8 protein-coding genes are annotated in these 15,498 nt (G+C 45.1%); 5 read left to right on the top strand and 3 right to left on the bottom strand.

Annotated elements, in window-relative coordinates; all coding sequences use genetic code 11:
• Positions 1 to 12: 12 nt before the first annotated feature.
• Entirely contained in the window at positions 13 to 987 is a 975-nt protein-coding gene (locus QQL36_RS13685) for a pectinesterase family protein (protein ID WP_321570023.1), read from the bottom strand.
• A 111-nt stretch (positions 988 to 1,098) separates the two neighbouring features.
• Here QQL36_RS13685 and QQL36_RS13680 point away from each other — a divergent pair, with 111 nt between their 5' ends.
• From QQL36_RS13680 to QQL36_RS13660, 5 genes are all read left to right on the top strand, one after another.
• Entirely contained in the window at positions 1,099 to 1,689 is a 591-nt protein-coding gene (locus QQL36_RS13680) for an RNA polymerase sigma factor (protein WP_083721310.1), read from the top strand.
• Between the two features lie 124 nt (positions 1,690 to 1,813).
• Positions 1,814 to 2,992 (top strand): FecR family protein, encoded by a 1,179-nt coding sequence (locus tag QQL36_RS13675; protein ID WP_321570022.1) that lies wholly within the window; start codon positions 1,814 to 1,816, stop codon positions 2,990 to 2,992.
• Positions 2,993 to 3,227: 235 nt separating this feature from the next.
• Positions 3,228 to 6,584 carry a SusC/RagA family TonB-linked outer membrane protein gene (locus tag QQL36_RS13670; protein ID WP_321570021.1) on the top strand — a complete coding sequence of 1,119 codons (3,357 nt, stop codon included), beginning with the start codon at positions 3,228 to 3,230 and terminating at the stop codon, positions 6,582 to 6,584.
• Between the two features lie 20 nt (positions 6,585 to 6,604).
• Positions 6,605 to 7,984, top strand: a complete 1,380-nt coding sequence (locus QQL36_RS13665) for a RagB/SusD family nutrient uptake outer membrane protein (protein ID WP_321570020.1) — start codon at positions 6,605 to 6,607, stop codon at positions 7,982 to 7,984.
• Positions 7,985 to 8,011: 27 nt separating this feature from the next.
• Positions 8,012 to 10,573, top strand: a complete 2,562-nt coding sequence (locus tag QQL36_RS13660; RefSeq protein WP_321570019.1) for a zinc-dependent metalloprotease — start codon at positions 8,012 to 8,014, stop codon at positions 10,571 to 10,573.
• A 101-nt stretch (positions 10,574 to 10,674) separates the two neighbouring features.
• Here the strand turns inward: QQL36_RS13660 and QQL36_RS13655 are convergent, their stop codons facing one another.
• Both QQL36_RS13655 and QQL36_RS13650 read right to left on the bottom strand, forming a co-directional pair.
• The gene (locus tag QQL36_RS13655) at positions 10,675 to 12,156 is read right to left on the bottom strand and encodes a RagB/SusD family nutrient uptake outer membrane protein (protein ID WP_083721425.1); all 1,482 of its coding nucleotides are present in this window, start codon (positions 12,154 to 12,156) and stop codon (positions 10,675 to 10,677) included.
• 24 nt (positions 12,157 to 12,180) lie between these two features.
• Positions 12,181 to 15,270 carry a TonB-dependent receptor gene (locus tag QQL36_RS13650; RefSeq protein WP_321570018.1) on the bottom strand — a complete coding sequence of 1,030 codons (3,090 nt, stop codon included), beginning with the start codon at positions 15,268 to 15,270 and terminating at the stop codon, positions 12,181 to 12,183.
• Positions 15,271 to 15,498 lie beyond the last annotated feature (228 nt).

Below are 15,498 nucleotides of genomic sequence, written 5' to 3'. Positions count from 1 at the left end.
AAAAAATTATAACTAAAGTCGTACGGTTGGATCCCACGCATTCAGAATTTTAGTGATTGTAATCGCTTTCGCCTCCGGCTTACTCAATTGCTTAGACCAGCTCACACGTTGGCTGGTGCCGGCTCCCGGGCCATTATTGTTATACTCCCTGTATCTGGCGGTCTGTTCATTCTCTGTCTTATCCCAGTTATGCCAGCCCACAGGCAGGATATGTTTACCCAATGTGCACTCCATAAACAATGTAGCGGCATAAGGTCGCCATGGCCGCCCCAGATACACTTTCGTAGCCGTATCTGCAGCGATCAGGTTACAATGCATGAATACAAAACCATAGGGCTGGTTGGCGGTCGTAGAGGCAGCTGTGACATAGGAATTCCTGATACTGAAAATGGTGCAATCCTTAAACACCACCGTGGCCGCTCCAAATATGAAATCTGTAGTGCCTTCTATATAACAACTATCATAAAACTGCCGGCTATCTTCTTTTCCGGCATACAGTGTATCCTGGTTGCCCAGCAATTTACAATTCCGGAATATACACCTGTCTCCTTCCACATGGAGTGCGACTCCCTGTCCTACCTGGCCAGCTGCATTTACAATTGTTAAATTCCGGAGGATCACATCATTCCCCTGTACCAAAACGGTATAAGATGTAAATGTGCTGTACTTGTCCCTTCCATTTATATCTTTACCACCGGGATATGGTTTCCCTGAAAAATCACTATTGGTAATAATGGTACTATCCCGGGATTCACCGATCAGCGTAATCCCCGTCTTCCAGGAAGGGATGACCAGTTTCTCATGATAAGTTCCTTTCTTTATAAAAATGGTCACTCTCCAATACTGAAAGTCCCGTACGGCATTCACCGCATCCTGGATATTGGAGAAATCTCCGCTCCCATCGTGGGCTACGACTAACAGTTTTTTCTCCTGGGCGGAGCTGGAAAACGTAACAAATAGCAGGCATAAATAAACAAGGTGCTTCATAACAGGAATTTATAGCAGGCGGAAGCTATAAAAATCCGCTTATTTACCGAAGGTTTATTTACGCAATCGTTACCGGAAATAAATAGCGTCTTTTATGTAATTTTATCGTCGATGCACCACCCGGATGACATAGCACTAGTGAATAAGTTGGCAGGCAATGATGAAGTAGCCTTCGAGGCGCTTTTCCATAAGTACAAGGATAAACTATATTCATTCCTCCTACACCTTGGCAACTCCCCTACAGCGGCAGAAGACGTACTACAGGACGTCTTTATGAAGCTATGGACACGCCGTGCTCAGCTGGGTGAAATCGATAATTTCAACGCCTATTTGTTCCGCATGGCTGCCAATCAGGCTATTAACCTGATGCGCAGGCAAAGCCGGGAAATCAGGATCCTCGATGAGCTACAATTGTATACCATCGATGAAAACGGCACCGCACAGGCCATGTCGGAGAAAGAAGTGCAGGAAGTACTGGCCAAAGCGCTGGCAACCCTGCCGCAACAGCAATATAAGGTGTTTATGCTCAGCCGTGAACACGGACTCAAGTATGAAGAAATTGCGGCTGAAATGGGCATCTCTGCCGCCACGGTCCGCAATCATATGGTGCAGGCGCTCAAAAAGATCAGAACGTACCTGGAGTCTTCACATATTATCAGCATTATTTATCTGTACATCATATTAGCAGAGAAGATGAAATAAACATTGTTCCTTAGAACTCCCTCTTTAAAAATATTTTAAATTTTTTTTCGGATCGACTAGACCGAAAGTTTCAGTTGTTTGTCTTATACGTAAGGGACGAACATTTTTTAATAAAATCAGCCACATGTCGATAGACAGGATCACAGCATTATTGGAGAAATTAACATCCAACACCTGCACCTGGCAGGAGAAAAAAGAGCTATTCACGCTCATCGAAAGCGTGGACGATCCGCAGCTAAAAGCTGTACTGGAAGCTGCGTGGCTACAATATAACCAGCCAGTTCATAACCTATCCGACTATTCCTCAAGAGTCATTCTTGACAACATTTTACAACGGAAACAGCCAATTAGAGTTCTATTTATCCGAAAATGGCGCGCTGCGGCTGTAGCAGCCGCAGCTGCGCTATTAATTGGAATCAGCATTTACAAATTTACAGGTACTCCTTCCGCCACAAAGGAACCAATTGCCAGCGTATCAGATATTAAAGCCCCTGTCACACACAAGGCCACCATCACATTATCTAATGGACAACAGGTACCGGCAGACAGTATCTCCGCTCATCAACTGGTCATGCAGGGTCAAACCAAAGTAGTCAGACTTGCCAACGGAGAGATTGTTTACCAACCACAGGGACAACACGACGAAATTTTACTCAATACGCTTACGAATCCAAAAGGAAGTCAGGTGACTTCGATCACGTTATCTGATGGAAGCCGGGTATGGCTCAATGCAGGCACTTCTCTCACCTACCCTGTAGCCTTTTCAGGCCGCGAAAGGAAAGTGACTGTATCAGGGGAGGCCTACTTTGAAGTAGCGGCAGCAGGTGACCACAAAATTCCTTTTTCAGTAAATATTAAAACCAACCAAAGAGATAGCAGTCTTGTTACTGTGCTGGGTACACATTTTAATATCAAAGCTTATGAAGATGAAGCAGACACGAGAGTAACGCTATTACAAGGTAGCGTACAGGTAGATCATCAGCAACAGGGCCTCCGGATTGTGCCCGGACAACAGGCTACCTATGCTGACGGCCAAAAGATCTATGTAAGTACACCATCTACTGATGATGTAGTAGCGTGGAAAGAAGGGCTTTTCGCTTATCAGAACAACAGTATCGCACAGGTGCTGCGCGATGCCGCCCGCTGGTATGATATAGATGTTGTGTATGCAGGCAAGGTACCTGCCGACACCTTCACAGGAGAGATACCGCGTACGGCTACGCTGACTGAGCTATTACAAATTTTACAAATGAGCCGGGTCCACTTCCGGTTAGAAGGCAGACGGCTTACTGTACTAAATTAAAATCATACACCACCTATACCAGGATCATGTGACTAGATACGAAAACGCCCCGAATGGGGGTTCGGGGCGCGAAAAATCTGAGTCACTTATCATAAATAGTCAAGCCAGACTAACTTATTTTATTACCGTCTGAACGGAGTCCATCCGGGATGACTCAAATCCAGCCAAATCTATGCTGTTAAATGCAAACGGCAAAACATTGCCGTGTCTGTCATCAACCAAACTTCTGTTGATTATGAAATTCACAGTCGTATTTGTATTGGTCGCTTGTTTACAGGTTAAGGCCAGCACTTATGCACAGAATGTGTCATTGAATGTTCGAAACGCTTCCCTGGAGCTGGTATTTAAAGAATTTAAGAAGCAAACAGGGTACAATTTCTTTTACAATGATGCGATGGTCCGCACAGGTATTCCTGTGACCGTAGACCTGAAATCCATGCCGCTTGAGGAAGCTTTAAAGCAGGCATTGCTCAATCAGCCGCTTACCTTTTCTATTGTGAACAAAACAGTAGTGCTGAAAGATAAGATGGCCACACCGGATTTTACATCTGTGCCAGCGCCGCCGGAAGATCTGCATGGCCGTGTGGCCGATTCCCTGGGAAATCCGCTGATTGGCGCCACTGTCCGTGTGAAAGGAACCAAGGAAGTGGTGATTACTGACGGTAGTGGTATGTTTATTCTCAAAAATGTTGATGACAAACAAACCCTGATCGTCTCCTTTACAGGTTATGTCACGAAAGAAGTACCTGTAAAAGAAGGTAGTTCAAGAGTCTACATGATCAGGCTGTTACGCTCCAACAACCCGCTGGATGAAGTGCAGGTGATCGCTTACGGTACCAATACCAGACGTTTTAACGTGGGTAATGTGGCGACCCTGAATTCGGCTGATATCAAAAGTTCAGGTGCTACCAACATTACCAATGCCCTCAATGGTCGTGTACCAGGTCTGGAAGTAAATGTATTTAGCGGTGTTCCGGGTGCAAGACAAACGTTCCAGTCCAGAGGGCAGAATACACTGTCCAGCTCTGCTTCTGCAATTGCATACGATCAACCCCTCATCATCGTAGATGGAATTCCATTGCCTACACAGAACAATGACATCTCGATGTTGCTGAACAGCTTCAACTCCGGCGGTGGCGCCAGTGGTTTCAGTGCATTGAATGGCGTGAACCCTTCTGATATCGAAAGTATCAGTGTGCTGAAAGATGCAGATGCTACTTCTATCTATGGTTCACAGGGTGCGAATGGTGTAGTGGTGATCACGACCAAAAAAGGGAAGCCAGGCAGAAACAGGGTGAATGTAAGTGTGGTAACTGGTCCCAGCAAGATTTCCCGCGGACTGGATATGATGGATACAAAGCAATATCTGCGTATGCGTCATCAGGCAATCACCATGGATAGTATTACGACCTTCCCTACAGATCAGAGTTATTTCAAAGACCTGTTTGTATATGATACTACCATGTATACTGATTTTGTTAAGAAATATTATGGTGGTACAGCTAACAGTACAGATGCACACCTGAGCATGTCAGGAGGCGCTGCGAATAGCACCTATATGGTGTCTGCCGGTTATACCAGACAGTCTTATAATATGCCGGGCGATTTTTCAGATAAGCGCTACACGCTGCATAGTGCATTGAGCACACATTCTTCAAATAACAAGATCAGGGCTGATTTTGGCAGTGATGTGTCTTACGAAACCAATAATTCTTCAGGCAGCACCACCCTGGGTAAAGCCATGATGACTGTACCTGACCATCCGGATATGCTGGATGCAAAAGGTAACCTGGTTTGGACATACAAAGGGCAGGATGTAAGTTCTGATCAGTTGCTGGCGGAGCAAAAAAAGCCATACAATATCAACAGCTACCTGTTTAATAATTACCTCCGTTTAACTTACGAAATAATTCCAGGATTGAACATTGCTGCAAATGCAGGCTGGGCTATGAACATGACCAAACAATATAGCGCCACCCCGCTTGCGGCCGTGAAACCGGGTAATGGTACAACTGCCAGTGCCAACTTTGGCCAGAGTAATGACCAGACGATCAACCTGGAGCCACAGGTCGATTACAGAAAGACCATCGGAGATGGTGAACTAACAATATTGGCAGGCGGTACCTACAGAAAAGTAACATCCAGTTTTAATCAGCAGCTGGGTACTGGTTACACAGACGATGGATTATTAGGAACCATCATGGCGGCAACTGGTATCAGTGTATCAGATGGCGCTGATATCTCCAAATATGTAGCAGGGTTTGGCCGTGTTAACTATGTCTATAAGGAAAAGTACATCATCAACCTGACCGGTCGTCGCGATGGTTCCAGCAATTTTGGACCTGGCCGCCGTTTTGGTAACTTTGGTGCAGTAGGTATCGGTTGGATCATCTCCGAAGAACGATTCATGGAATCATTCAAACCTGTGCTTAGCTTTGTAAAGATCTCCGGTAACTATGGTACCAATGGTTCCGACGGTGTAGCCCCCTATAAATATCAGCCATACTGGAAAGTAGCGTCCACAACATCTACGCAGACCTTTGACGGTACCCGTCCTTACACAGCCAGCAATCTTTACAATCCGGATTATAGCTGGGCTTCCAAACATTCCATTAACCTGGGACTGGACCTCGGCTTTATTGATGATAAGATCCTGTTGAACCTGGCTTATTACCGTAGCAGAACCGGTAACCAGCTTACAGGTTATACACTGCCTACACAAACTGGTTTCAACAGTGTAGTGAAAAATATGGATGCTGTGCTGCAGGATGCAGGTCTCGAATTGTCCATTACGACCCGCAATATCACCACAAAAGATTTCAGATGGACTACATCTTTCAATATCTCCGGCAACAGGAATAAACTGATTTCCTTCCCTGGTTTAGCAACATCTGCTTATGCAGCTACCTATGCAGTTGGGAAATCTACTTCCATGATATATGGATTCAAATATGCAGGTGTGAACGACACAACCGGTGTATTCCAATATTATAAGGCGAATGGCACCATTACTTCTGCACCAGCTACTACCAATATCGCCAAGGGTGGAGATATGCAGGCAATTGCCAATGCACAGACTGATTTCTATGGTGGTCTGAACAACACTTTCTCCTATAAGAACTGGAACCTGAGCCTGTTCTTCAAATTCTCCAGGGCGATGGCCAAAAACTACCTGGCAGGTATTAATTATGCATCTCCGTTACCTGGCGGCCAGATCAATCTGCCTGCATTTATGCAGGATATGTTCTGGACCAAACCTGGTGATCATGCACAATTACAGCGCCTGACCACAGGTTATTATGGTGCTGCCAAAAACGGACAACTGGCACAACGTTACGGTAGTTACTTCACCAGCTCTGATGCAGTGTATAGTAACAATACTTACCTGCGTCTGAAAAGCCTCATGCTGTCCTATTCACTGCCTGCAGCTACTGTGAAAAAAATGGGTATCCAGGGTTGTTCATTCAATGTCACTGCACAGAACCTGTTCACTATTACCAACTATAAGTTTGGTGATCCTGAAATGCCAGGTACGCTTTATACAGTGCCTATGCAGCTGATCGTAACTGGTGGTTTCAACCTGGAGTTCTAATTGTTTAAAATGTATCTATCATGAAGAAGAATCGTTCTATATATATAATTGCGGCGGCAGCCCTGTTCGCAATGTCCTGTAACAAGCTGGTTGATATTCCTGCTCATCCAATTGATCAGATTACAGAAGGCACCGTTTTTAGTGACAGTGCAGATATCATGTCTGCTGTAGCTGGTGTCTATTCCAACTTTAAAGCAAATGCTTCCGGTGGTTCTATTGGCGCTACTATAGTGACTGTAAATGGAGGCCAGGCTGCCGATGAACTGATATATGCCTATAGTTCTACTTATGTAAACAACGCCTACCTGGCAGACGATGGAACTGCATCCACTTTGTGGAATTCAGCATACACCAATATTTACCAGATGAACAGCTGTATAGCTGGCATTAGCGGTACTTCTGCTATCAGTGACTCACTTAAACGTGCACTCGTAGCTGAGATGAAATTTGACCGTGCCTTTTATTACTTCCAGATGGTAAACCTGTTTGGTGGTGTACCTTTGGTCACCGTTACCGATTATAACGTGACCGCTACCCAACCAAGAGTAACTGTAGATGAAGTGTATAAACTGATCCAGGCAGATCTGGCAGAAGCCCGTTCCCTGCTCAAGGCAAAATATCCGTCTACTTCCGGCACCAAATACCGTCCAAACCTGTACACAGCGATGGCACTTTCTGCCAAGGTATTCTTATACCGCCAGCAATGGGATAGTGCAGCGCAGATGGTAAATCAGATCTTAGCCTCCGGTCTTTATGCAATGGCATCCACGCCATCCACTGTATTTTATCAGTCCAGCAATGAAGTCATCTGGAACCTGCCCGGTAGCATTGTGAGTACTTCTAACTTTCAGACGGGTGAAGGTTATACCTTACTGCCATCTTCTATCTACTCAGCTCCAGCTTACCAGGTAAATCCTATCCTGGTGAATGCATTTGAAGCAAATGACCTCCGTAAGGCCACCTGGATCACGCAAACTACATTATATGGAACCACATATAATTACCCGACAAAATACAAGAACAGGACATATGATGCAGCTAACAGGGAAGCATATGTAATGTTCCGCCTCGCTGATATGTACCTGGTACTGGCAGAAGCGCAGGCACACCTGGGCAATACCTCAGATGCGATTACGAATCTGAATATCGTAAGATCAAGAGCGGGTCTCGCTGGCTACGCTGGTACTGACGAAGATCTGCTGACTGCCATCTACCACGAACGCCAGGTTGAAATGGCATTCGAGTGGGGCAACCGCTGGTACGATCTGAAACGTACAGGTACTATTGATGCAGTACTGGGTGCTGAGAAATCTTCCTGGAAATCTACTGCTGCACTGCTTCCTATTCCTTCTACACAGATACAGGCAAATCCCAACCTTATTCAGAATGATGGTTACTAGAAATAAATAACAAAATTCAAACAAATCATGCTAAAAAGCCAACGTTCAACGATAGCCATCGCCATAGGAGTTTCTCTTATGGCGGTGACCACCGTTCATGGTCAGATCTTTAGACACAAGAAGAAACAACAGCCCACCGCACAGAAAGGCGCCACACCTGCTGACACAACCAAGAAACCCACCAGCATACCTGTTAAACCATACAAGGATGTGATCACTGCTGATATGAAGTCCAGCAAGGGTTTTATTACTGTACACCAGAAAGATGAAAAGTACTTCTTCGAGGTTCCTAACAAAATGATGGGTAGAGACATTCTCATCGTGAGCCGTATTTCAAAAGCATCTGCCGAAATGCGCAATGGCAGCTCAGGTTATTCAGGCGATCAGATTGGTGAAACTGTGTTCAGGTTTGAACTGGGTCCTGCTAAAAAATTATTGCTCCGCCGTATCTCTTTCAGAGAATATAGTGATGACAGTACCAAAGCAATGTTCGCCAGCGTACAAAAGAACAATGTACAGGCAATTGCCATGGCTTTTACGATCGCTGCTTACGCCCCTGATTCCAGCGGTGTTGTATTCGATGCGACAGACTTTGTAAACAGCGACAACGAAGTATTGTACTTCCAGAAAAAAGCGCTCAAAGACAAAGCTGGTATGGGTGCACAGGCAAACGACCGCAGCTTTGTAGATTATGTACGTGCATTTGCTTCCAATGTAGAGGTTCATACCGTAAAGACTTACAATGCGGGTCTGAACCCTACCTCTTCTTCCTATACCGTAGAGCTGAACTCTTCTATGGTCCTGCTGCCTGAAAAGCCAATGAAACCAAGAGCGATGGATGGCCGTGTAGGTTACTTCGCCGTAGGTCATATTGACTTTGATGCAGATCCACAGGGTGTAAAAGAAAAGATCTATGTAAAACGCTGGAGATTGGAACCAAAACCGGAAGATGTAGAGAAATACAAACGTGGTGAACTGGTAGAACCAGCTAAACCAATCGTATACTACATTGATCCTACTACCCCTAAGAAATGGGTACCTTACCTGATGCAGGGTGTAAACGACTGGCAGAAAGCCTTTGAAAAGATCGGTTTCAAAAATGCTGTATATGCACGCATTGCACCTACCAAAGAAGAAGACAGCACCTGGAGCATTGACGATGCCACTCACTCTGCTATCATCTATCGTCCATCTGTGATTGCCAATGCAATGGGTCCAAGCGTATCTGACCCTCGTAGCGGTGAGATCATCGAGAGCCACATCTTCTGGTATCACAACGTAATGAGCCTCCTGCAACGCTGGTATATGGCACAATGTGGTGCTGTTGATCCGCGTGCACTGAACAATGAACTGCCAGATTCTCTGATGGGTCAGCTCATCCGTTTCGTATCTTCTCATGAAGTAGGTCACACACTGGGTCTGCTGCACAACTTCGGTTCAAGCTCCACTGTACCTGTTGAGAAACTGCGCGACAAAACATGGGTGGAAGCACATGGTCATACACCTTCTATCATGGACTATGCACGTTTCAATTACGTAGCACAGCCTGAAGATCATATTGGTGAAGCAGGTTTATTCCCACGTATAAATGACTACGATTTCTGGGCCATTCAATGGGGATATGATATGCACAAGGAATACAAAACTGCTGAAGAAGAAAAAACAGCCCTGTCCAAAATGGTGAGCGATAGCCTTGCTGCTAACCACCGCCTGTACTTCGGCAGCGAAGTTAACTTCACAGATGCCCGTTGTCAGAACGAAGACCTCGGCGACGATGCAGTAAAAGCAGGTGAATATGGTATCAAAAATCTGAAAAGATTAATGCCGGGTGTACTGAGTTGGGCTGGTGAGAAAGGGGAAGATTTTGATAAGCCAATGGAGCAGATCAAAACCCTGTACAGCCAGTTCTTCATGTACATAGGTCATGCTGTGGCAAACATCGGTAGCGTATACGTGACTGAAAATATGGTGGGCGATGCAGGCAACAGCAACGTAGAACCAGCTCCATATGAAAAGCAGAAAGCAGCAATGGCATTTATCAACAAGCAATTGTTTGAAACGCCAACCTGGTTGAACAGTGAGCTGCTGAACAGAACCACAATGAACTTTGCTACTGAGATTAACGATGCACAGCGCGATATGCTGAACGCTATACTGGGCCGTGCACGTTTCAGCCGTCTCTTATGGTCTGAGCAGGTGTATGCAGCACAGAAGCATGTAAAAGTATATACACTGACAGAAATGTTAGGGGACCTGAACAAAGGCATCTTTACAGAGGCTTATGCAGGTAAGAATGTAGATATGTACCGCCGTGCTTTGCAAAAAGGATATGTAGCCAGATTGATGCAGCAGGTATTTGCAAACCAGGGCGAAGGTAATATCAGCGATCAGGTCATGCCGTTTGGTTTCAACTTTGAGAAATCAGATGAAAGAGCAATGGTGAAAGACAACCTGATGACCGTATTAGCTTTGTGTAAAAAACAAGCGGCAAATGCAGGACTGGACAAGCTGACTAAGTTACACTATGATGATATGGTAACGAAGATCAACGCGCAGTTAGCTGCAGAAAAACAAGGATTGATAAAGTAAAGATAAAATGAACGCAACCCCACCTATCCTTAAGAACCCTATTTAAAAAAAACGTCCGCTTTCGCGGACGTTTTTTTATTTAAGTATTTTGAGAGAATACCTTATTTCCATTCTTCATTTTGTGTCAGATTCTTATTCGCATCCAGTTCATTCTGCGGCAGTGGCCAGATGTAATACTTGGTTGTGAAAGTTACACCCTGAATATTTGCAGCGCTGGTCGCATCTACAAATACATTGTTTGGCAGATCATAGATCATATGTGTACGTTGTATATCGAAGTATGCTTTGTCTTCGAAGGCCAGTTCATGATAACGCTCTTTGTACACCTGCTGGCGGAAATCAGCCTGGCTCAGACCAGACAGAGGCGCCAGATTTGCCCTTGCACGGATCGCATTGATCTGTGTATAGGCTTTATCAGTAGGGCCGCTTACTTCATTGCTGGCTTCTGCATAGATCAGCATGATCTCTGGCAAACGGAACAGTGTCCAGTTCTCATCTGAGTTTGCATCGCCGGTAGTTGGATTCGCGGCTTCTTCCAGCCAGTATTTATACAGTGCATATTCACCGAAATCTCTGCCGTTGTAATTCGTGAAGAAGAATTGTTTTTCTTCTGTACGTTTATCGCCGGTTTCGTATGAATTTACAAACTGGTTGTATGGCATGAGCGCACCATATTCATCACCGAACTTAGAGATACCGATCTTTTCAGGAATGATCAGACGGGCAATATTGTTAGAAACAATACTTCCGGAATACTGTACCTGCAGGATGAACTCACTGCCGTTTTTATGTGCCCTGTCATGCAGGTAAGCATAACTGGTGAACAGTTCATAACCACCACCATCTATTACTTCGGCAGCTTTATCGGCAGCCAGCTGATAGTAGGAACTACCTTTCTGCAATGGATACCCTGCCATGGTCAGGTATACGCTGGACAGCAGAGATTTTACTGCCATTACAGATACACGGCCGGTCACGTCAGTCGTTGGCAAAGAAGAGGCTTCTGCCAGCTGCAGGTCTTTTACGATCTGGTCATATACATCAGCAGCAGCGGTACGACTTGGGTACAGATCAGGACTGTTGGCGCTTACAGCTGTCAGTACCAGTGGAACATCACCATACAATCTTACCAGATGGTAGTAGTAGAATGCACGCAGGAAATATAATTGTCCCATCAGGTTGCTCTTCTGGGACTCATCCATACTTACATCCGGGATGTGCTGGATGGCCACGTTACAATTGGAGATACCATTGTAAAACCCTTTCCATACAGACATGAATACAGGATCGCTGGTACCTGCGGTGTGTTTGATCATGCTACTGTTGTAGGTACTCTGTCCCAGTGTTTTGGCATGTCCTACCAGCATTTCCATAGAGATCCATGGTGTTTCGCCATAGCCGTCTCCGTTCTGGAATACTCTCAGTTGTTCGTAAGCACCATCCACGGCTGATTGTGCCTGGGTGGCATTTTTATAATAATTATCCGTTGTAATAGATGAAGGATTCTTTTCTTCCAGGAATTTACTACAGCCTGTCATTCCCATCAGGGAGAGGCTTAATAATACTATTATACTGCGGTTCATAATGTGCATTTAAAAGGTCCGTGATTAGAAAGTTACATTCAGTCCAAGCATGACAGTTCTTGCTTTAGGATAGTCATGGAACTGCATGCCCTGTGCAAAGGTGTCGTCCCATGTGGTCGTTTCCGGATCATAACCTATGTATTTGGTAATCAGGAAGAAGTTCTGTGCAGCGACATATACACGGGCATTGCTTACCCCCAGGCGCTTACAGGTAGGTGCTGCCAGGTTATAACCAAAGCTGATGTTCTTGCCCCTGATAAAAGAGCCGTTTTCCACTTTGTGGTTATCCAGTTTACTGGTGTAACCGGCAGCAGTAGGCCTGATCTGTGCAATAGGTGTATTCTGGTGCTCAGGTGTCCATGCATTCAGTACGGTGGCAAAGCTGTTTGCAATACCTGTTCTGTCTTCTGAAGAGTGTTCTGAGAGTTTGAATACATCATTACCATAGGAATATTGTAATTCCAGCAGGAAGTCAAATTGTTTGTAGCGGAAAGTGTTGGACAATGTACCATACCAGTCAGGAATACCTTTACCGATGATGGTGCGGTCCTGGCTGTTGATCTGGCCATCGTCGTTCATGTCTTTGAACTTCAGGTCACCGGGTTTGGCTCCATACTTGGTGGCTTCTGTTTCTTCAGCTGTACCCCAGGTACCTTCACGTACGTAACCATAGAAGGAACTTACAGATTTACCCACACGCAGGATGTTGGTATAATCCAGGAAGTTCGGGTTCATGTAAATATCTTCATTGTTGCTTCCAAGTGCAGTGATTTTGTTTTTCAGTGTGGAAAAGTTGAGCGTAGTATTCCAGGAGAAATTCTTACGATCGATGTTCACAGCATTCACACTGAACTCAAAACCGGAGTTCTGCAGGCTACCGATGTTACGGGTCAGTGTAGTATAACCGCTGGAAGCAGGTACTGGCGCATCGAGCAACAGGTCTTTGGTATTCTTTTTATAATAATCTGCAGCGATGTTCAGCCGGCTATCGAAGAGGGAGACGTCAAAACCCACATCCACCTGTCTGGTTTTTTCCCATTTCAGGTCAGGGTTTGCCATGGTACTAATCACAGTACCGGCAGCACGGCTACCGTTGAAGATCAGGGTATTCGAAGTCATGTTTGCCAGTGACTTATACTGACCAATTTCAGAGTTACCGGTCAGACCATAGCTGGCACGCAGTTTCAGGTTATTGACAGTTGGATTGTCTTTCAGGAAAGGTTCTTCAGACACACGCCAGCCTACTGCCGCAGATGGGAAGAAGGCAAACTTATTGTCTGCACCAAAGCGGGAGCTACCATCGTAACGACCGGTGAATGTGACCAGATAACGATCTTTGTATGCATAGTTCGCTCTGGCAAAGAAGGAAGCCATTGCCCATGTATAAGCTTCAGACGATGGTGTGTTCACCGTTGAGGCAGAGCCCAGGTTATTCCATTCGTAGTAGTCATCACTCAGACTTTGAACAGCTACCACATATTTCAGGTAGTCTAACTTCTGTATTTCCTGACCTGCGGTTGCACTGATGCGATGGTCTTTACCGATTGTCTTATTGTACGAGAAGTGGTTTTCCCACTGGTAGAAAGTAGAGCGGTAAGAGGTGATCTCCGCATAGTTTTTACCATATTCATTGGCCAGGTTGGACAAGGTACTGTTGAAATAAGGATCGTACTCATCACGCACGTTGGCACCCACGGTACTGGTAAATGTCAGGTCCTTGTACAGCCGGATATTTGCATATGCGTTACCGTTAAATACGTTGTTATTATACAGACGGTTGTCTTCATACAACTGGGAGAGCGGGTTATCGCCTGATTCCATGCCTTCATAATCGCCTCTTTTACCGTAAGTACCGTCTGGATATTTGAAAGGAACGATAGGAATCATTTCAATCATCTGGCGGGTCACGTTGTTACCACCAGTGGTTGCATCCTGTCTTTTTTCCTTGTTTACCACATAACCGATGCTACCACCTACTTTCAGCCAGTCATTCATTTGACGGTCGATAGTAGCGCGGGCAGTATATCTTTTAGCATAAGAATTTTTAATCACCCCCTGTTCATCGTTATAGCCAAGAAATAAACCATAAGTAGATTTTTCATCGCCGCCTGTGAAAGACAGGTTATGTCCCTGGCTGATAGCGGTACGGGTTACGGCATCCTGCCAGTCTACATCATAGAGTGGATTGAGGTTGTCGTCGAAGAGTGTACCTATATATTGAGCACGTTTTACTTTAGGATCTTTGTATGCGCCATTTGCGAAACCGGTAGGATCGTATTTAGCAGCGTTGGCATAGGCCAGGTCTTCAGTAGCGAGGAATTCTTTTGAATTCAGCACATCCTGTTTACGTGCCATTTTACCGGCGCTAACATAACCGGAGTAGCTCACCTGACCACCTTTTTTACTACCTTTTTTAGTAGTGATCATGATTACACCGTTCGCACCACGGGTACCATAGATAGCGGTAGCAGATGCATCTTTGAGGATGTCCATGCTTTCGATATCATTTGGGTTGATGGTAGAGATATCAGCAGGATATACGATACCATCTACTACATACAGCGGATCGTTGGTAGCCTTGATGGAACCAAAACCGCGGATACGTACGTTGGTACGGCCACCGGGGCGACCTGAGTTGGTATTGACGTTTACACCTGCTACTTTACCTGCCATGGCTTGTTGCAGGGTGAGAGAGGGTCTTTCCATCAGCTCATCGGCGTTCACGCTACCCACACTACCTGTGAGGTCCTGCCGTTTGGTAGTACCATAACCGACTACGACCACTTCGCTCAGATCACTGGCAGATGAGGTGAGTACAATATTCAGGTTTGTCTGATCGCCTACAGGTACTTCTTTTGTTTCCATGCCTACATAGCGAACTACAAGTACAGCGCTGGAATTGGGTACTGAAATAGTGAACTGTCCTTTGTCATCTGTGTATGCACCTATAGTAGTGCCCTTTATCTGCACGGATACATTTGTGAGGGGGCCTTCCTTACCTGAGACCTGCCCTGTGACCTTTTTTTGCTGGGCCATCAGGGTATGAAAGTGCAGCATGGTTAACAGGAATAGCAATCCTGTACAACGCATGAAATGGTTGTTTCTTTTCATCATGGAACTAATTTGTATGTGATCTGATTACTCTTTTATGGACATATGATACAGCCCCGAACACCGTTCAGTGCAAGGGTTAATAAGTAAATCGTTTTAGTTTAATTAAATAAAGATGGTTGCTACGTTTATTTTTTGGTTCAGCAATAAGTTTTAAGTGAAAAAAATAACAAATGGATTAATCAAATAACTAACACACTGGATTAATCAATAAATGCCATAACGTGATCT

The sequence above is a fragment of the Chitinophaga sp. LS1 genome (assembly GCF_034274695.1).
GTDB lineage: Bacteria > Bacteroidota > Bacteroidia > Chitinophagales > Chitinophagaceae > Chitinophaga.
Note: the sequence above shows the minus strand (reverse complement) of the source record. Positions and strands in the feature narration are given on the sequence as shown.